Origin of the sequence: Streptomonospora nanhaiensis, from assembly GCF_013410565.1 — a bacterium.
Lineage (GTDB): Bacteria > Actinomycetota > Actinomycetes > Streptosporangiales > Streptosporangiaceae > Streptomonospora > Streptomonospora nanhaiensis.
The window spans coordinates 5,672,926-5,690,935 of sequence record NZ_JACCFO010000001.1 but is presented as its reverse complement, the minus strand read 5'-3'; the positions used below and the strand labels follow the sequence as shown (position 1 = coordinate 5,690,935).

Sequence of the window (18,010 nt, the reverse complement as noted above, 5' to 3'; positions counted from 1 at the left end):
CAGCGGCGCAGCGGCTCCAGGGTTCAGGGGCCCACCGAGGGCTCAGGCGCTCCCGGCCGCCGGGCTCGGGGCGTCGGCCCCCACCGCCTCGGCGACGGAGCGGTACCCGGCCGCGCGCACCAGGCGCGCCAGGCCCCGGTGGACGCGCAGCGGCCACAGCGGTCCGCCGTAGATGAGGCCGGTGTAGCCCTGCACCAGGGTGGCGCCGGCGCGGATGCGCTCCCAGGCGTCCTCGGGCGTGGCCACGCCGCCCACCGCGACCAGTACAAGCCGGTCGCCGGCGCGGGCGCGCAGCCGACGCAGCACCTCCAGGGAGCGGCGGCGCAGCGGCTCGCCCGACAGCCCCCCGGCGCCGGCGGCGGCGACCTCCTCGGCGGGGGTGGCCAGGCCCTCGCGGGCGATGGTGGTGTTGGTGGCGATGATCCCGTCCAGGCCCAGCTCGACGGCGAGGTCGGCCACCGCGTCGACGTCGTCGTCGGCGAGGTCGGGGGCGATCTTGACCAGCAGCGGCAGCGAGCGGCGGCCGTCCTCGTCCAGGGCCGCGCGCACCGCCGACAGCAGCGGGCGCAGCCGCTCCACCGCCTGGAGGTCGCGCAGGCCCGGGGTGTTGGGCGAGCTGACGTTGACCACCAGGTAGTCGGCGAAGGGCGCCAGGCGGCGGGCGCCGGTGACGTAGTCCTCGACCGCCTCGGCCTCGGGCACGGTCTTGGTCTTGCCGATGTTGACGCCCACGATCGCGCTCCGCCCGCCGGGGCGGGCGCGCAGCGCGCGCAGGTTGTCGGCGGCCACGACCGAGCCGTGGTTGTTGAACCCCATGCGGTTGACGATGGCGCGGTCGGCCGTCAGCCGGAACAGGCGCGGCTTGGGGTTGCCCGGCTGCGGGTGGGCCGTGACGGTGCCGACCTCGACATGGCCGAACCCCAGCGCGGTGAGCCCGATGACCCCTTCGGCGTTCTTGTCGAAGCCGGCGGCCAGACCCAGCGGGCCGGGGAACTCCCGGCCCAGCGCCGTGACGGCGAGTTCGGGCCGGCGCGGCCCCAGGACGCGGCGCATGGCCTCGGCCGCGCCGGGCACCGCCGCCAGCCCGCGCAGCGCGGTGAAGGCCAGCCGGTGGATGGACTCGGCGTCGGTGCGGCGCAGCACCGCGGAGAAGAGCAACTGGTAGAGCACGGGGTTCCTGTGGTCGGTGGGTGTGGTGGGCGCGCGGAGGCGGCGGGGCGGTGCCGGGCGGGTTCGAGGCCGCCCGGCACCGCCCCGGCTCAGCCCTCGGTGCCGCGTTCGCGTTCGGCGAGGAAGCGCTCCAGCTCCTCGCCGAGTTCGTCGGCGGTGGGCAGGTCGGACAGGTCGCCGCCGAACAGGGTGTCGCCGGTGCCGTCCTCGCGCGCCGACATGAACTCGTCGTACTGCCGCTCCAGGTTGGCCACCACCCGCTGGACCTCCTCGGAGGCCGACACCTGCTGGTCGATCTCGGTGTCGGTCTGGCGGGCGGAGTCCTCCAGCCGGTCGCCGGGCAGCGCCAGGCCGGTGGCGCCCGACACGTAGTCCAGGGCGGCGATGGCGGCGCGCGGGTACTCCGACTGCGCGAGGTAGCTGGGCACGTGGACGGCGTAGCCCACGACGTCGTGGCCGGCCTCGCCCAAGCGGTACTCCAGCAGCGCGGCGGCGCTGGCGGGCACGGTGACCCGGCTGACCCAGGGGGTGTGGTCGGCGACCAGGTCGGCGCGGGTGGCGTGGGCCGTGACGGTGGCCGGGCGGGTGTGGGGCACCGCCATGGGGATGCCGTGCACGCCCACCGTGAGCGTGATCCCGAAGCGCTCGATCAGCAGGCGGACGGCCTCGGCGAACGCCTCCCACTCCCGGTCGGGCTCCAGACCGTAGAGCAGCAGGAAGGGGGTGCCCTCGGAGTCGCGCATCTCATAGAGCGCGAGTTGCGGGGGCGTGTAGGCGGTGTAGGCGTTCTCGACGAAGGTCATCACGGGGCGCCGCGAGCGGTAGTCGAGCAGGCGGTCGATGTCGAACGCGGCGAGTTCGCGCGCCTCGAAGGCGTCGAACAGGGCCTCGGCCGTCTGGCGGCCGACCGTGCCGGCGTCCACGAACCCGTCGAGAACGACCAGCATGACCGTTGCGTCGGTTTCGGCGCCCGGGGTCAACCGGTAAAGATCGGCTGCGTGGTCACGCACCTGGCATGCTCCATTCGCACACGGACGGCTGTACGCGCGGTGGGCGCACGGCACGCGGGGTTCGCGATCCAGAATAGACGACCGGGACCGGCATACCCCCCGATCCCGGACGTCGCCGACCTCACGTGGAGCGCAGGACCCGCAGGCTGCGCAGCCGGTTGAGCGCCGCGGCCACCTCGTGGCGGCGCGGCAGCGCGTAGTCGCCGGCATAGCCCCGGCCCAGCGCGGCCGCGCCGTCGGCGCCCAGCCGCTCCTCCAGGGCGTCCAGCGCCTGGGCGAGCGTGCGCTCGCCGTCGAGCAGGCCGTCCTCGGCCAGCAGCCGCAGTGCCAGGCCCACCCCGATGACCTGGCCGGGGTCCACGAGCTGGGTCAGCCCGCGCACGTCGATCTCGTCCTCGCCGAAGGTGAGCACGTCCATGTCGCGGCGCTTGACGCGGGCGCGCCCGCGCGCGGTGGCGTCGACGGAGCGGGGGTCGACCACGCGGGCGGCGGGCATGGCGAAGTCGGCGTCGGCGCGCTCGGCGGCCAGCTCCTTGGCGCGCTCGGTGACGTCGTAGGGCCGGTAGCCGTCGAGCATGACCACCCGGTCGGCCACGTCGAAGTAGTCGCCGCTGCCGCCCATGACCAGCACGGTGGAGACGCCGTGGCCGCGGTGCAGGGGGCGGACGAGGTCCACGAAGGGGGTGAGCGGCTCGCGGTCGCCGTGCACGAGCCGCTGCATGCGGGCGTCGCGGATCATCAGGTTGGTGGCGGTGGTGTCCTCGTCCACCAGCAGGGTGCGCGCGCCCGCCTCCAGAGCCTCGGCGATGTTGGCGGCCTGGGAGGTCGACCCCGAGGCGTTGTCGGTGGAGAAGTCGGCGGTGTCGGCGCCGGTGGGCAGGTTGCGCACGAACGCGCTGACGTCGGTGCGCTCGACCCGGCGGCCCTCCTCGGCGCGGATCTTCACGGCGTCGGGGCGGGTGACCACGAGTTCGCGCCCGTCTCCGGGGACGTGGTCGTAGACGCCGCGCTCCAGGGCGTGCAGCAGGGTGGACTTGCCGTGGAACCCGCCGCCGACGATGAGCGTGATGCCCTCGGGGATGCCCAGGCCGGTCACGCGCCCGGCGTGCGGCAGGTCGACGGCCACCCGCATGCTCTCGGGCGCGGTGAAGGGGACGGCCGCGCCCTCCATCGGCGAATCGCTGACACCGCTGCGGCGGGGCAGGACCGCGCCGTCGGCGACGAACGCCACCAGGCCCAGCCCGGGCAGCAGGTCGCGCAGCGCCACGGTGTCCTCAACCGAGTCGGCGAAGGCGGTGGCCTCTGCGGTGTCCAGCGCGGGCCAGCGCAGCGCGTCGACCAGGTCGGGCAGCCGCTCGCACAGCTCGCGCTCGGCGGTGCGGGCGTCGATGCGGCGGCCGTGGCCGGGCAGCTCGATGCCCAGGCGCAGCTCGACGGCGCCGTCGCGGATACGCCCCGAGGCGCGGGCGATCACCTGCTGGCCGCCGGCGTCGATGCGCAGCCGGGCGCCCTTCAGCTCGCGGTGGGCGCGGCGCACCAGGTAGTCGGCGGTGGCGCGGCGGCGCACCGGGTCGCGCCAGGCGTGGTCGGGGAGTTCGGCGACCTCGGCGGGCACGCGCACGGCCACGCGGGAGGGCGGCGCGAAGGGGTCGGACTGCACGCGCTCGACGGTGAGGGTGAAGTCGGGGAAGGACCAGTCGCCGGTGAGCGACTTGTAGCGGCCGTAGGAGGCGCCGTCCATGCGGCGCAGCTCCTCGGCCAGCCGCGCGTCGTCGCGCCGGCCGCGGATCTCGGGTTCGGGGCGCCGCCCGGCGTGGGGCGGGCCGCCGTGGCCGCCGCGCCGTTCGGGACGTCCCCCGCCGTGGCGGCGCTCCTGGCCGCCGTACCGTCCTGGCATTGCCGCGGGTACCTCTCTTCCTTGTCCGTCTCGTCCGGGTGGGTCCCCGGCCGCCGGCCGGTGCCGGCCGGTGCCGGGCGCGGGCGGCGGTCGCCGCCGCCGGTCTCCCCCTACCCGCCGGGTCCGCGTGCAGGCTCGCGTTAAGACGGCGCGAAGGAAACGGCGCCACGCCGAGCGCGCCCGCGAAGTTCGGTCACACTGTCCCCGGCATGGTTAGTTTGTCCTGGAGAATCCGGTTTCATGGCACGGACCCCGGGGTGCCCGGCCCCGTGGCGCCCGCCTGAGCCGGGCGGCCGCCCGCGGTCGGCCCCGAGCACACAGCGCCGCCGAGTCGTCACACCCCGCCAAGGACAGCCGCACAGCCCGCCACAGCACCTGGTAAGCACACGGAAAGCACGGAAGACACAGTGATCGGACGCGGTTCTGCGAGCGACGTCTCACGGTGGTCGCGCCTGCTGCTGCGCGGCAGGCTGGGCCTGGAGTCGAGCCTGCACCGGCTGCCGGGCTGGGGCCGGCCGCCGCAGCTGACGGCGGCGGCGTTCGCCGCGGTGGTGGCCCTCGGCACCGCGCTGCTGACGCTGCCGGCGGCCACCGAGACCGGCGAGTCGGCCGGATGGCTCACCGCGCTGTTCACCGCCACCTCGGCGGTGTGCGTCACCGGGCTGATCATCGTGGACACCCCCGTCTACTGGTCCGCCTTCGGCGAGGTGGTCATCCTCGGGCTGATCCAGGTCGGCGGGTTCGGGATCATGTCGCTGGCCACGATGCTGAGCCTGCTGGTGACCCGGCGGGTGCGGCTGCGCTAGCAGGTGCGCACCGAGGCCGAGACCAAGAGCCTCACCCTGGGCGACGTGCGGCAGGTGGTCACCGGGATCGTGGTGGTCACCGCCGTGGTCGAGGCCGGGGTGGCCGCGCTGCTCACCGCGCGCTTCCTGCTGGGCCACGGCGAACCGCTGGGCCGGGCGCTGTACCTGGGGGTGTTCCACGCGGTCTCGGCGTTCAACAACGCCGGGTTCGCGCTCTACACCTACAACCTGGAGGACTTCGCCTCCGATCCCTGGATCCTGCTGCCGCTGGCCTTCGCGGTGGTCTTCGGCGGGCTGGGGTTCCCCATCTGGGTGGAGCTGTGGCGGCACGCGCGGCGCCGCCGCGAGCGGCACCACTGGACGGTGCACGCCAAGCTGACCCTGGCCACCACGGCCGCGCTGCTGGTGGTGGGGTTCGTCGCCTTCGCGGCGCTGGAGTGGCGCAACCCCCACACCCTGGGCTCGATGAGCGTGGCCGACAAGCTGCTCAACGCGTTCTTCCAGGCGGTGGTGCCGCGCACGGCCGGGTTCAACTCGCTGCCGTTCGGTGAGATGACGACCCAGACCCTGTTCGTCACCGACGCGCTGATGTTCGTGGGCGGGGGCAGCGCGGGCACGGCCGGCGGAATCAAGGTCACCACGTTCGCGCTGCTGGCGTTCGTCATCTACACCAACATCCGCGGCGAGACCACGGTGCACGTGGGCAACCGGCGGGTGGCGCGGGGGGCCATCGAGCAGGCCATCACCGTGGTCACCATGGCGCTGGGCCTGGTGTTCCTCTCGACGCTGTGCCTGCTGACCATGACCTCCTTCACCCTCGACCAGGTCCTGTTCGAGGTGGTCTCGGCGTTCGCCACGGTGGGGCTGTCCACGGGAATCACGGCCGACATCCCGCTGCCGGGCCAGCTCATCCTCGTCTTCCTGATGTTCACCGGCCGCGTGGGGCCGATCACGCTGGCCTCGGCCCTGGCGCTGCGCCGCCACCCCCGGCGGTTCGAGTACCCCGAGGAGCGGCCGATCGTGGGCTGAGGCGCCCGGGCGCTCACCGGCCGGCCTGGCCCAGCGCCGGCTCGTCGAGGATGAACATGGTCTGGGTGCTGCGGACCTCGGGGATGCGCTGCAGCCGCTCCAGCACGAACGTGCGCAGCGCGGCGGGGTCGGCCACCCGGACCAGCAGCAGCAGGTCGACGTCGCCCGAGACCAGGGCGGCGTGGTCGACCTCGGGGATGTCGCGCAGGTAGGCGCGGAACCGCTCCCAGGAGTGCTGCTGGATGCGCACCGACACGTAGGCCGACAGCCCCTTGCCGTACTTCTCGTGGTCGATGACCGCGGTGAAGCCGCGGATCACGCCGTCGGCGCGCAGCCGGTCGAGCCGGGCGTAGGCGTTGGCGCGGGAGATGTGCGCCCGTTCGGCGACCGCCCGGATGGACATGCGGCCGTCGGCGCGCAGGAGGTCGATGATGCGGCGGTCGACGTCGTCGAGGGGCACGGCCATGTGTCTCACCTCACACCGTCCACATGCTGGACGCCGGGGACGAATGCGTCGCGGCGACCGCTCCGCGCGGCCACCCGTCCACGGTCCGCGCCGCATTATGGACAGTATGCGGCGGCCGACCGCATATTCAAGGCATGACGACCAGCGACGCACCCGGCAGCCCGGCCGACCCGGCCCACCTGCTGCCCTCGCTGGAGCCGGTCCGGCTCATCGATCCCGACGGCACCCGCGCCGCCCCCGAAGCCGGCGCGGGCTTCGCCCTGCCCGAGCCCGCCGTCCTGCTGGCGCTGCTGCGCGCCATGGTGGTGGGCCGCCGCTTCGACCGCCAGGCCGACGCCCTGGCGCGGCAGGGCCGCCTCGCCGTCTACCCCTCCTCCCACGGCCAAGAGGCCTGCCAGGTCGGCGGCGTGCTCGCCCTGGCCGAGACCGACTGGCTGTTCCCCACCTACCGCGACTGCGTCTCGCTGGTCACCCGCGGGGTCGACCCGGTCGAGGTGCTGACCCTGCTGCGCGGCGACTGGCACAGCGGCTACGACCCCGCCCGCCACCGCTGCGCGCCGCAGTGCACGCCGCTGGCCACCAACGCCTCCCACGCGGTCGGGCTCACCTACGCCGCCCGCCGCAAGGGCGAGGACGTCGCGGCGCTGGTGCTCATGGGCGACGGCGCCACCAGCGAGGGCGACGCGCACGAGGCCTACAACTTCGCGGCGGTGTGGAACACCCCGGTGGTGTTCCTGGTGCAGAACAACCAGTGGGCCATCAGCGTCCCGCTGCGCCGGCAGAGCGCCGCGCCCACGCTCGCGCACAAGGCGGTGGGCTACGGCATGCGCGGCTACCACGTCGACGGCAACGACGCCGCCGCCGTCCACGCGGTGGTGTCGCGGGCCCTGGCCGAGGCCAGGGCGGGCGCCGGGCCCGCGCTGGTCGAGGCGCGCACCTACCGGATCGACCCGCACACCAACTCCGACGACCCCCGCCGCTACCGCGACGACTCCGAGGTCGACCACTGGCGGCGGCGCGACCCGGTGGCGCGGCTGGAGGCGCTGCTGCGCCGCGAGGGGCGGCTCGACGACGCCGGCCACCGCGCGATGGTCGACGCGGCCGACCGGCTGGCGATCTCGGTGCGCGAGCGGATCGCCCGGCTGGGCGGCCCCCGCCCCGAGGAGCTGTTCGACCACGTCTACGCCGCGCCGACGGCACCGCTGCGCGGCCAGCGCGAGGAGGTGCGGGCCTGGGCCGAGGCCCGCCGCGCCGCCCGGGCGGGCGCGCCCGCCGCCGACACCGGCGAGGAGGTCTGAGATGGCCGAGGTCAGCCTGGGCCGGGCGCTCAACCGCGCGCTGCGCGACGCCCTGGCCGCCGACCCCGACGTGCTGGTCTACGGCGAGGACGTCGGCCCGCTGGGCGGGGTGTTCCGGGTCACCGACGGACTCACGGCCGAGTTCGGCGAGGACCGCTGCTTCGACTCCCCCCTCGCGGAGTCCGGGATCGTGGGCACGGCGGTGGGCATGGCCATGTACGGGCACCGGCCCGTGGTCGAGATGCAGTTCGACGCCTTCGCCTACCCCGCCTTCCAGCAGGTCGTCTCGCACGTGGCCAAGATGCGCAACCGCACCCGGGGGCGCGTGGCCCTGCCCATCGTCATCCGGGTGCCCTACGGCGGCGGGATCGGCGCGGTGGAGCACCACGGCGACTCCTCCGAGACCTACTACGCCCACACCCCCGGCCTGCGCGTGGTCACCCCCGCCACGCCCGCCGACGGCTACTCGATGCTGCGCGAGGCCATCGCCTGCCCCGACCCGGTGGTGTTCCTGGAGCCCAAGCGCCGCTACTGGGCCACCGAGGACGTCGAGCTTCCGGTGCGCACCGCGCCCATGGACCAGGCGGTGGTGCGGCGGCCGGGCCGCGACGCCACCCTGATCGCCTACGGGCCCACCGTCGACACCGCGCTGCTGGCCGCCGAGGCGGCGGCCGAGGAGGGCCGCGAGGTCGAGGTGGTGGACCTGCGCAGCCTGGCGCCGTTCGACGACGCCACCGTGACCGCGTCGGTGCGCCGCACCGGGCGCGCGGTGGTGGTGCACGAGGCGTCGGCGTTCGCCGGGTACGGCGCCGAGGTGGCCGCGCGCGTCACCGAGCGGTGCTTCCACTACCTGGAGGCGCCGGTGCTGCGGGTGGCCGGGCTGGACATCCCCTATCCCCCGCCCCGGCTGGAGGAGTACCACCTGCCCAGCGTGGACCGCATCCTGGCCGCGATCGACCGGCTGCAGTGGGAGGCGGCGTGGGTGCCCCGCCCCGAGGCCGCGCGCTCGGACGGCGGCGCGGCGGCGGACACGGGCCCGGCGCACCGGCTGGAGGTGGGGGCGTGAGCGCGGCCGAGAGCGGCGGCGTGCGCCGCTTCCTGCTGCCCGACCTGGGCGAGGGGCTCGCCGACGCCGAGATCCTGGCCTGGCGGGTCGCGGTCGGCGACGAGGTCGCGGTGGACCAGCCGGTGGCCGAGGTCGAGACGGCCAAGACCACCGTCGAGGTCCCCTGCCCCTACGCCGGACGGGTCACGGCCCTGCACGGCGCCCCCGGGGAGTCCATCCCGGTGGGCGCGCCCCTGATCAGCGTGGACACCGGTCGGACGGAGGCCGGTGGCGGACCGGCCGCCGGCCCCGCGCCGGCGGCCCGCGCCGCCGCCGACGGCGGCGCGGACGCCGACGGTGCCCCGGCCCCGGCCGCCGGGGCCGCGGGCTCCCCCTCCCCGGCGGCGCCCTCTCGGCCGGGACCGACCCCGGCCGAACGCGTCCTCGCCGGCCCCCGCGCGCTCCCCGCCGACGCCCCTGTCGGCGCGCCGGACGGACCCGGGCCGGTACCGGCGGCACGCGGCGGGGAACCCGCGCCCGGCGGCGCCGACGGCTCCGCCCCGCTGTCCGGCGCCGTGCTGGTGGGCTACGGCACCCGCGCCGAACAGCGGCACAGCCCGTCTCGCCGCCGCCCCCAGCGGCGAGACCCGGCGGAGGGCGGCCCGCGGCCAACGGCGTCCGCGGCGCCGCCCCCGCCCCCCGCCGATCCCGGACCCCGCGGCGCGCGGCACCCGGTGGCGGTGGTGTCGCCCCTGGTCCGGCGGCTCGCCCGCGAGCACGGGATCGACGTCGCCCAGGTGGCCGGAAGCGGCGAGGGCGGCCTGGTCCTGCGGCGCGACGTGGAGGCCGCGGCCGCCGCCCGCCGCGCGGGGACCGCGCCGGCCGCCCCGGCGCCCCACGCCGGCACGGCGCCGGCGGCCGTGCCCGCCGCCCGGCCCGCGCCCGACCGGCAGCCGCGGGCCTGGTCTGAGCCGGGTCCGGAACCGGGCGCGGCGACCGCGCCCGCCGGCGCGCGGCGCATCGCGCTGAGCGGTCCGCACCGGGAGATGGCGCGGCGTATGGCGCGCTCGCGCCGGGAGATCCCCGAGGCCACGGTGTGGGTGGACGTGGACGCCTCCGGCCTGCTGGACCTGCGGGCGGCCCTCACCGCGGCCGACCCCGACCGCCCGGTGAGCCTGCTCGCCCTCGTGGCCCGGTTCTGCGTGCTGGGGCTGCGCCGCTTCCCGGCGCTGAACTCCCGGTTCGACGCCGAGCGCGGCGAACTCCTGGAGCCGCCGGGCGTGCACCTGGGGTTCGCGGCGCAGACACCGCGCGGGCTCGTCGTGCCCGTGGTGCGCGACGCCCACGAACTGACGACGCGGGAACTGGCCGCCGAACTCACCGGACTGACCGAGCGGGCGCGCGCCGGGGGCCTGCCGCCGGACCGGCTCTCCGGCGGCACGTTCACGGTGAACAACTACGGGGTTTTCGGGGTGGACGGCGCCGCCGCCGTGATCAACCACCCCGAGTCGGCCATCGTCGGCATCGGGCGGATCGTCAAGCGGCCCTGGGTGGTGGGCGACGACCTCGCCGTGCGGCCGGTGACCGAGTTGACCCTGGCGTTCGACCACCGGGTGTGCGACGGCGCGGTGGCGGCGGGGTTCCTGCGGTTCGTCGCCGACTGCGTGGAGCGCCCGGAACTGCTCATCGGCGACATGTGACCCGCGTCCCTCCTCCCCTCCCCCATGGAAAGAGGTGTGGTGGCGCCCCCGCGGCCGGGGCGCCACCACACCTCTCGTCGTCTCCTCTTTGCCTCGTTGCCCCTGAACGCGAACGGCGCCCCCGCCCGTTGCCGGGCGGGGGCGCCGTCGGTGCGCGGCGGGGCCGGGGCCGGTGGCCACCGGTCCGCCGGCTCACACCCGCGGTGCGGTGCGGCGGTGGTTACTCGCCGCCCTGCGAACCGGACCGGCGGTCGCGGACGCGGGTCCAGTACTCGCCGGCCGTGGCCTTGGCCTCGGTCCAGGAGCCGGGGAGCCGGTCGCGGACGGACTGCATCGTCTCGCGCAGGCCCTCGGCGGTGAGCAGGGAGTCCGCGCGGTGGCGGCCGCCCTCCGTGGCGTAGTCGGTGGCCGTGCGGCGGCGGCCGAAGAGGAACGCCACCAGCAGGGCCGGAACGATCGCCAGGGTGAGCAGGCCGGCGGCCATCGGCAGGTCGTCGCCCGCCAGCGCGATACCGGAGGTGTCGTTGGCCGCGGTCTCGGCGGTCAGCCCCTGGCCGGAGCCGTCGCCGCCGTCGTTCTTGCCGGACGGGGCGGCCTGCTGCTCCTCGGAGTCCTCGCCCTTGCCGGACGAGCCCTCGTCAGCGGACTGCTCCTCGGACTCGTCCTTGGAGCCGTCCTTGGCCTGCTGCTTCTCGCCCTGGTCGCCCTGGGACTCCTTCTTCTCCTCGCCGCCGTCGTCCTTCTTGGCGGAGGCGGGGATCGGCGAGACGGCGTCGTCGCAGACCTCGGACCCGCTCATCGGCTGGGGAGCGCCCGGGGTACCCGCGCCGTCACCCCACTTGGTGATGTAGTACTCGACGTCGATGTGGCCCTGACCGCCCGTGACGGTGTAGGAGTCGTCGTTCCAGGACTCACCGGTGAGCTTGGCGAAGGTCTTGCCGTCGAGGTCGAGGAGGACGTTGCAGCCTTCGGCGGGGTCGCCGGGACCGCGGTCGCCGATGAAGAACTCTTCCTTCTTGCCGTTGTACTCGACGTAGCCCTCGGTGCCGAGCGGCCAGCTCGGGCTGGCCGCCAGGCCCTCCTGCATGGGCTTGCCCGAAGCGGGGGCGCCGGTGTCGCCGTTGATGCCGGAACCGTCGTCCCAGAAGTAGGAAGCCTTGACGTTGCCGTACTGGACAGGATTCTCAGAACTCATCAAATGAACCAAAGTTTGGGTGCAGGGCCGAGCGAGGCCGGGTACAGGCGTGGGTCCCTGCTCCGGGCATGCCGGGTGGGCAGCCCGAATAAGGGCGGTTACCTGGTGGGGGCGCCCGCGTGGATCGCTGGGCGCTGCGGGAGGTCGGCCGCCGTTGGGAACGGCGCACCGGGCCGGCGTTGAGACCGCGCGGCCCACCCGCTGGAGGTTGGGGGCCTCGTTCCCCGGTGCCGGGGGGCACCTGGGGCTCGGCATCGGTCTGACCCGCAAGGTAATCCGCAGGTCACGAACCGATCACGAAGGACTCTAGCCCACGAAAAAGTCAAATGCCACGACTCAAAACGTAAAACCGCAGATCAGACACCTCGGGACAACATGGACACGCCCCCGATCCGCTGGCGCACACGGGATTTGCGGGCTTTAAACATGCGAAATCGTGACTCGTGTCACAATGCCGGCCAGAGCTTGCCACGGGGGTTTCGGGGCGAGTGAACGGCGCGGCGGCGGCCGGCGCGCCGTGGCTCAGGTCACCTGGCGGCGCCGCGCAAAGGCCGGGTCACGCCACTCCCCCGTGCGCACCACGTCCGCCAGCGCGGCGGCGGCGTCGTAGACGTCGACATAGCGCAGGTAAAGCGGGGCAAAGCCGAACCGCATGATGTCGGGCGCGCGGAAGTCGCCGACCACGCCGCGCTTGATGAGCGCCTGCACGATCGCGTAGCCCTCGGGATGGCGCAGCGACACCTGGCTGCCGCGCCGCGCGGCCGCGCGCGGGGTGACCGAGGCGAACCCGGCCCGCTCGGTCAGCTCCAGGAAGAGCTCCGTCAGCGCCAGGCTCTTGGCGCGCAGCCGGCCGAGGTCCACCCGCGCCCACAGGTCGAGGGCGGACTCCAGGGCGGCGGCCGCGATCAGCGACTGCGACCCGCTGAGGAAGCGGCTCGCGCCCTCGGCCGGCACGTACTCGGCGGCGAAGTCGAACGGGCGGGCGTGGCCGTGCCAGCCGGTGAGGGGCTGGCGGGCGGCGGCCTGGTGGCGGTGGGCGACGTAGGTGAACGCGGGGCCGCCCGGACCTCCGTTGAGGTACTTGTAGGTGCAGCCCACGGCGAAGTCCGCGCCGGTCGCCGCCAGCTCCACCGGCACCGCGCCCACGCTGTGGCACAGGTCCCAGACCGTCAGCACGCCGTTGGCCCGCGCCAGCCGGTTGATCTCGGCCATGTCCCGCAGCGCGCCGGTGCGGTAGTCGACGTGGCTCAGCACCACGGCGGCCACGTCCCCGGCCGCCAGCGCGGCGGCCAGCGCGGCGCGGTTGTCGGGGTCGACCCGGCGCTCGACCACGTCCATCAGCTCGGCCGCGCCCTGGGTGACGTAGAGGTCGGTGGGGAAGTTGGTGGACTCCCCCACGACCGCGCGCCGGCCGGGGTTCAGCCGTAGGGCCGCCACCAGCGCCTTGAACAGGTTGGCCGAGGTGCCGTCGCCCACCACCACCTCGTCGGGGGCCGCGCCCACCAGCGGTGCGAGCTTGGCGCCGAGCGTGCGCGGCTTGTCCCACCAGCCGGCGTCGTTCCAGCTCGCGATGAGTCCCCGGCCCCACTCGCGCTCCACCACCTCGGCGACCCGCCCGGGGGTGGCGGCGGGCAGCGCGCCCAGCGAGTTGCCGTCGAGGTAGATCACGTTCTCGGGCAGCGCGAACTCCGCGCGGAAGGCGGCCAGGGGGTCGGCGGCGTCGCGGCGGAGGCAGTCCTCGCGGGTGGTCGGTGTCATCTCGGCAGGGCCTTCCTAGCCTTCGGGCACTCGGCGCGGTCCAGCGGGCGCCCGGACCCAGGCGCCCGCACGGGGGTGCGGGGCGCGCGATCCGCACGGCCGGTGGCCAGTATCCCCGCGCGCCGCCGGTTCAGACCTGCCGACCCCCGCCGGATCCGGCCAGGTCCGGCCGTGCGCGCCGGGAGGCGGCCGCCCCGGGGCGCACGGGGGCGCGGACGGTGCGGGCGGCTGAGGCGGACGGGCGGTCTCACAGCGCGGTCCGCAGCGACCACAGCTCGGGGAACACGTCCTGCCCCGCGTTGCGCGCCAGCCAGTCCAGGCCGGTGGACCCGCCGGTGCCGGGCTTGGCACCCATGGCGCGCTTGACGGCCATGAGGTGGCGGTGCCGCCAGCGGGTGACCCGCTCGGCGGTGTCCACCAGGGCCTCGGCCAGGCGCAGCAGCTCGTTGCCCGGGCGGTCGTCGGCGTAGACCCGCGCCCACGCCTTCTCCACATCGGGGTGGGGCGTGTAGGGGCGGCGCCAGTCGCGGTCGGCCGCGGCGGCGGGGACGCCCAGGCCGCGCCGGTGCAGCAGCCGCAGCGCGGCGTCGTAGAGGCCGGGCTCGGCCAGGGCGCGCTCCAGGTCGCGGTGCACGTCGGGCTGGCCGCGGAAGGGGCGGATCATGCCCGCCGACTTGTTGCCCAGCAGGAACTCCAGGTGCCGGTAGCCGGGCGACTGCACGCCCGAGGCCACGCCGAGGGAGTCGCGGAACCGGTCGAACTCGGCGGGGGTGAGGGTGCCGAGCAGCGCCCACGACTCCACCAGGACGTCCTGGGCGCCGGTTCCCCGCCGCAGGGCCGCGATCGCCGCCTCGGCGTCGTCGGCCTCCAGCGCGTCGCGCGCGGCGGTCCAGTGCTGCCGGACCAGGGTGAACAGCAGCTCCATGACCTGGGTGGCGATGATGAACGACAGCTCGGCGGGCTCGCCGGTGCGGGGCCGCTGCAGGTCGAGCAGGGTCTCGGTGCGCACGTAGTCGGCGTAGGCCGCGGCCCGGTCGGCGGCCTCCAGGGGGCATGCTCCGGCCGCCCCGGTACCGCCGCCGGCCGCGTCCCGGTCGTGGGCCGCCGCTGCCACCGCCATGATCCGTTCCCCCTCGTGCCGTCGCCGGTCGCCGCCGCCCGCCGCGCACGCGCCTGTGGCCGGTGCGGCGGGAGTCCCCCAAGGATGCTCCCGTTGACGCCGTCGGCTGAAGCGCGAACGCGAGCGCCTGACCGGGACGGACTTAGCATTCATAAGTGAATTGGGACCATTCCCTGCCGATCGGGAGACCATGCTCGACAACGTGGACCGCCGCATCCTCGCCGAACTCCAGGCCGATGCCCGGCTGTCCTACAACGAGCTGTCGCGCCGGGTGAACCTGTCCCCTCCGGCGGTGGCCGACCGGGTCCGCCGCCTCCAGGACCGGGGCGTGATCACCGGCTACCACGCCCACGTCGACCCGGCGGCGGCCGGCCTTCCGGTGACGGCGCTGGTGCGCATGGAGTGCTTCGGCCCGCTGTGCCTGCTGCGCGACGAGGCCGCGATGTCCCGCCCGGAGATTCTGCAACTGCACCGGGTGACGGGCGACGCCTGCTGCGTCCTGCTCATCGCCGTCGCGTCCATGGCTCACTTCGAGCGGATCATCGACCACCTCGCCGAACACGGCCGCCCCTCCAGCACCATGGTCCTGTCCAGCCCCTACCCCTGGCGCCCCGTCCGCCCCTGACCGCCGCATGCCCGGAGGGAGTACTCCCGAGCCGCGTCTTCGGCGCGGTGCGGCCGGGCAACCCGCACCGGCGCCTCGGCCCCATCGGCTCCACGCCTCGGCCGGGGCGCACGTCCTCCACGGCCGCACGAAGGACGGGCGGCAGCCCTCCCCCTCGCCCGCACCTGCCCCGTGCCCCGGGACCCGCGGTCCCGGGGCACGGGTGCCCTGTCCCCAGTGCGGGTCAGACCGCCAGGCGGCGCATCATCCGGGTGCCCGCCGCCAGGGCGACGGCGGCGATCGCCACCGCCACGCCCGTTCCCGCCAGGACCGAGACGTCGCCGAAGTCGCCCGCGAACAGGGCGCGCTCGGCGTCGACCACGTGGCTGACCGGGTTGGCGCGGGAGAGCGCGTAGAGCCAGGCCGGGGCCAGGTCCATCGGCAGCATCACGCCTGAGAGCAGGATGAGCGGCATGATCATCGTCTGGAGCGCGGCGGCGAACATGCTCTCCTCCCGCAGCGTCATCGCCAGCAGGTAGGACAGCGTCCCCAGCCCGGTGCCCAGGACCATCAGCAGGGCCAGCCCGGCCGCCGCACCCGGCAGCGACACCTCCAGGCCGAAGGGCAGCACCGCGAGCAGGATGACCACCGACTGGACGAGCAGGACGGCCACGTCGCGCAGGACGCGCCCCAGCAGCAGCGCCACGCGGCTGGCCGGGGTCGCCAGCATCCGCTCGTGCGCGCCGCCGCGGATCTCGGGCAGCAGCCCGAACCCGGCGAACGCCGTGCCGAACAGGCCGAGCATGGCGAGCACGCCCGGCACGAACCACTGGAGGGAGTTGTCGCCCATGGCGCCGGGCATGCCCGACAGCAGCGGTGCGAACAGCACCAGGTAGAGCACCGGCTGGAGCATGCTGAACCCCAGGCCGAGCAGGGGCGCGTGGAGGGTGGGCCGGAGTTGGCGGAGGAAGACGATCCAGGTGTCGCGGAGGAAGGACATCGGGGTCTGCGTGCCTTTCGGGGTGTGCGGAACAGCGGCGGCGGCGCTCACGCGGCGCTCTCGCGCAGGCTGCGGCCGGTGAGGGTGAGGAAGACGTCGTCCAGCGAGGGCCGCTGGACCTGGACCGTGCGCAACTCCAGCCCGCGCGCGTCAGCGGCGCGCAGGATCTGCGGCAGGGCGCTGTCGCCCCGGTCCACGCGCAGGCGGACCGTGGGCCCGCTCGTGTCGAGGGAGCCGCCGGCGGCGAACGCGGCGACGGCCTCGGCCGCCTGGCGGGCGTCGCCCTCGCTCGCGGTCTCCAGGGTCACCAGGTCGCCGGCCACCTTGCCCTTGAGGTCGTCGGGGGTGCCGTCGGCGATCACCGTGCCGTGGTCGATGACCACCACCCGTTCGGCCGTGGTGTCGGCCTCGTCCAGGTAGTGGGTGGTCAGGAAGATCGTGGTGCCGTAGTCGTCGCGCAGCCGGGCGATGTGGGCCCACAGGTTGGCGCGGCTGTGCGGGTCGAGCCCGGTGGAGGGCTCGTCCAGGAACAGCAGGTCGGGCCGGTGGATGAGGCCCATGGCGATGTCGAGGCGGCGCCGCTGCCCACCGGAGAGCTGGGAGGTGTGGCGCTTCTCCAGCCCTTCCAACTCCAGGTCGGCCATGAGCCGGGCGGCGCGCGTGCGCGCCTCGGCGCGGGTCAGCCCGTAGAGCCGCCCCTGGGTGACCAGTTCCTCGCCGAGGCGCTGGCCGTATCCGGCGCCGTGGCCCTGGCCGACGTAGCCGATGCGGCGCCGCACCCCGTGGGGGTCGGCGACCACGTCGTGCCCGGCCACGGTGGCGCTGCCCGAGGTGGGCGCCAGGAGCGTGGTGAGCATGCGCAGGCTGGTGGACTTTCCGGCCCCGTTGGGGCCGAGGAAGGCGACGAGTTCGCCCGCCTCGACGTCGAGGGTCAGGCCGCGCACCGCTTGGACGGTGCCGGACTTCGTGGTGAAGCTGCGGGTGAGATCGCGGGTGTGGATCACAGTGCCCCCTGCGGGCGGCCGCCGGGCGGCCCGGCGCCGCGCGTCCGGTAGTCAAATTTGATTACTCGGCTTGAATCATCCCGCCGGAGAACCAGGTAGTCAAATTTGATTACCCGGTCTCGCGACGCTCCCCGGGCACCCCGCCCGTCGCCTGCGACGCGGCGGCCGGCTCGCCGAACGACCGCCCGCCCTCGCCCGCCATGCTGTAGGCGCCGCCCTCCAGCCGCTCGATCAGCTCCCGGGTGAAGGCCACATTCGCCTCGGCCGCCACCACCCAGGACCGGAACAGCTCGAACACGTGCGCCGGCTTGTAGCCCATGACCTCGGCCTCCAGCAGCGACTCCGCCGTGCGCCGGGCCGCCTCCAGCCCCTCCAGGCGGAACCGCAGGAGCCCGACGGCGCGGGCGCGCGGCAGCGCGGTCATGAACGTGATGGCCGCCCCGAAGTACTCCGGCTTGGCCTCGGCGTCGGACAGGGCCTCCTGGAGCAGCCGGAAGAACTCCTCCTCGCCGGCGGCGGTCACCTCGAACAGGGCGCGCTCGGGGCCCTCGCCGCTCTCCTCCACCCCCGCGCTGCGCAGCATGCCGCCCTTGAGCAGCTGGCGCAGCGCGTGGTAGATCGAGCCGGGCTTGACGTTGGCCCACTTGTCGGCGCCCCAGGACAGCAGCTCGCGCCGGACCTGGTAGCCGTGGGCGGGTCCGAACGACCGCACCATGCCCAGTACCAGCAGCCTCGTCGCCGACATCTCGCGCTCCCGCTCTCCTCGGACTCCTCACCCGAGCCTAGGTCGGCGGGCGGCTCCGCCGGGCCGCGGGGACACCGCCCCGACCGGCCGCGCCGCCCGCGCACACCGTCAATTCACCCGTCTTGCCGGTTAAAAGATGCCTTACGCGCACGAACTGTGCGTG

Annotated in this window: 14 protein-coding genes and 1 pseudogene; 5 read left to right on the top strand and 10 right to left on the bottom strand. The window is 74.9% G+C overall.

From position 1 onward, the window contains the following. Positions 1-42: 42 nt before the first annotated feature. The 3 genes from HNR12_RS25090 to HNR12_RS25080 form a co-directional block, all read right to left on the bottom strand. Positions 43-1,170: a quinone-dependent dihydroorotate dehydrogenase gene (locus HNR12_RS25090; RefSeq protein ID WP_179769856.1), complete on the bottom strand. Its 1,128-nt coding sequence runs from the start codon at positions 1,168-1,170 to the stop codon at positions 43-45. Between the two features lie 89 nt (positions 1,171-1,259). Beyond that, on the bottom strand, positions 1,260-2,180 hold the full coding sequence (locus HNR12_RS25085; protein WP_179769855.1) for a proteasome assembly chaperone family protein: 921 nt from the start codon (positions 2,178-2,180) through the stop codon (positions 1,260-1,262). Between the two features lie 121 nt (positions 2,181-2,301). Further along, a complete protein-coding gene (locus HNR12_RS25080; protein ID WP_179769854.1) occupies positions 2,302-4,077 on the bottom strand; it encodes an ABC-ATPase domain-containing protein in 1,776 nt (591 codons plus the stop codon). A gap of 488 nt (positions 4,078-4,565) precedes the next feature. Between HNR12_RS25080 and HNR12_RS25075 the strand changes: the two are divergent. Then, a pseudogene (locus HNR12_RS25075) lies at positions 4,566-5,912 on the top strand (TrkH family potassium uptake protein). Between the two features lie 13 nt (positions 5,913-5,925). On the opposite strand, the gene HNR12_RS25070 reads toward HNR12_RS25075, so the two are convergent. After that, a complete protein-coding gene (locus HNR12_RS25070; RefSeq protein WP_179769853.1) occupies positions 5,926-6,378 on the bottom strand; it encodes an Lrp/AsnC family transcriptional regulator in 453 nt (150 codons plus the stop codon). 134 nt (positions 6,379-6,512) lie between these two features. On the opposite strand from HNR12_RS25070, the gene HNR12_RS25065 reads away from it, so the two are divergent. The 3 genes from HNR12_RS25065 to HNR12_RS25055 are packed head-to-tail and all read left to right on the top strand — an operon-like array spanning position 6,513 to position 10,421. Then, the gene (locus tag HNR12_RS25065) at positions 6,513-7,676 is read left to right on the top strand and encodes a thiamine pyrophosphate-dependent dehydrogenase E1 component subunit alpha (protein ID WP_179769852.1); all 1,164 of its coding nucleotides are present in this window, start codon (positions 6,513-6,515) and stop codon (positions 7,674-7,676) included. A gap of 1 nt (position 7,677) precedes the next feature. Next, on the top strand, positions 7,678-8,742 hold the full coding sequence (locus HNR12_RS25060; protein WP_179769851.1) for an alpha-ketoacid dehydrogenase subunit beta: 1,065 nt from the start codon (positions 7,678-7,680) through the stop codon (positions 8,740-8,742). Then, the gene (locus HNR12_RS25055) at positions 8,739-10,421 is read left to right on the top strand and encodes a dihydrolipoamide acetyltransferase family protein (RefSeq protein WP_179769850.1); all 1,683 of its coding nucleotides are present in this window, start codon (positions 8,739-8,741) and stop codon (positions 10,419-10,421) included. Before HNR12_RS25060 ends, HNR12_RS25055 begins: the two co-directional genes overlap by 4 nt. 220 nt (positions 10,422-10,641) lie before the next feature. Here HNR12_RS25055 and HNR12_RS25050 read toward each other — a convergent pair whose 3' ends face one another. From HNR12_RS25050 to HNR12_RS25040, 3 genes are all read right to left on the bottom strand, one after another. Beyond that, positions 10,642-11,616, bottom strand: coding sequence for a hypothetical protein (locus tag HNR12_RS25050; RefSeq protein ID WP_179769849.1), 975 nt, complete (start codon positions 11,614-11,616; stop codon positions 10,642-10,644). Between the two features lie 522 nt (positions 11,617-12,138). After that, positions 12,139-13,374, bottom strand: a complete 1,236-nt coding sequence (gene kynU, locus HNR12_RS25045) for a kynureninase (RefSeq protein WP_179769848.1) — start codon at positions 13,372-13,374, stop codon at positions 12,139-12,141. Between the two features lie 247 nt (positions 13,375-13,621). Further along, positions 13,622-14,494 (bottom strand): tryptophan 2,3-dioxygenase, encoded by an 873-nt coding sequence (locus HNR12_RS25040; protein WP_179769847.1) that lies wholly within the window; start codon positions 14,492-14,494, stop codon positions 13,622-13,624. Positions 14,495-14,684: 190 nt separating this feature from the next. Between HNR12_RS25040 and HNR12_RS25035 the strand changes: the two genes are divergently transcribed. Then, on the top strand, positions 14,685-15,119 hold the full coding sequence (locus tag HNR12_RS25035; protein WP_179769846.1) for an Lrp/AsnC family transcriptional regulator: 435 nt from the start codon (positions 14,685-14,687) through the stop codon (positions 15,117-15,119). A gap of 223 nt (positions 15,120-15,342) precedes the next feature. Here HNR12_RS25035 and HNR12_RS25030 read toward each other — a convergent pair whose 3' ends face one another. The 3 genes from HNR12_RS25030 to HNR12_RS25020 form a co-directional block, all read right to left on the bottom strand. Then, positions 15,343-16,098: an ABC transporter permease gene (locus HNR12_RS25030; protein WP_179769845.1), complete on the bottom strand. Its 756-nt coding sequence runs from the start codon at positions 16,096-16,098 to the stop codon at positions 15,343-15,345. Between the two features lie 47 nt (positions 16,099-16,145). Beyond that, complete coding sequence (locus HNR12_RS25025) at positions 16,146-17,102, bottom strand: ATP-binding cassette domain-containing protein (RefSeq protein ID WP_179769844.1); 957 nt, start codon at positions 17,100-17,102, stop codon at positions 16,146-16,148. Between the two features lie 109 nt (positions 17,103-17,211). Beyond that, positions 17,212-17,847 (bottom strand): PadR family transcriptional regulator, encoded by a 636-nt coding sequence (locus HNR12_RS25020; protein WP_179769843.1) that lies wholly within the window; start codon positions 17,845-17,847, stop codon positions 17,212-17,214. Between the last annotated feature and the right edge of the window lie 163 nt (positions 17,848-18,010).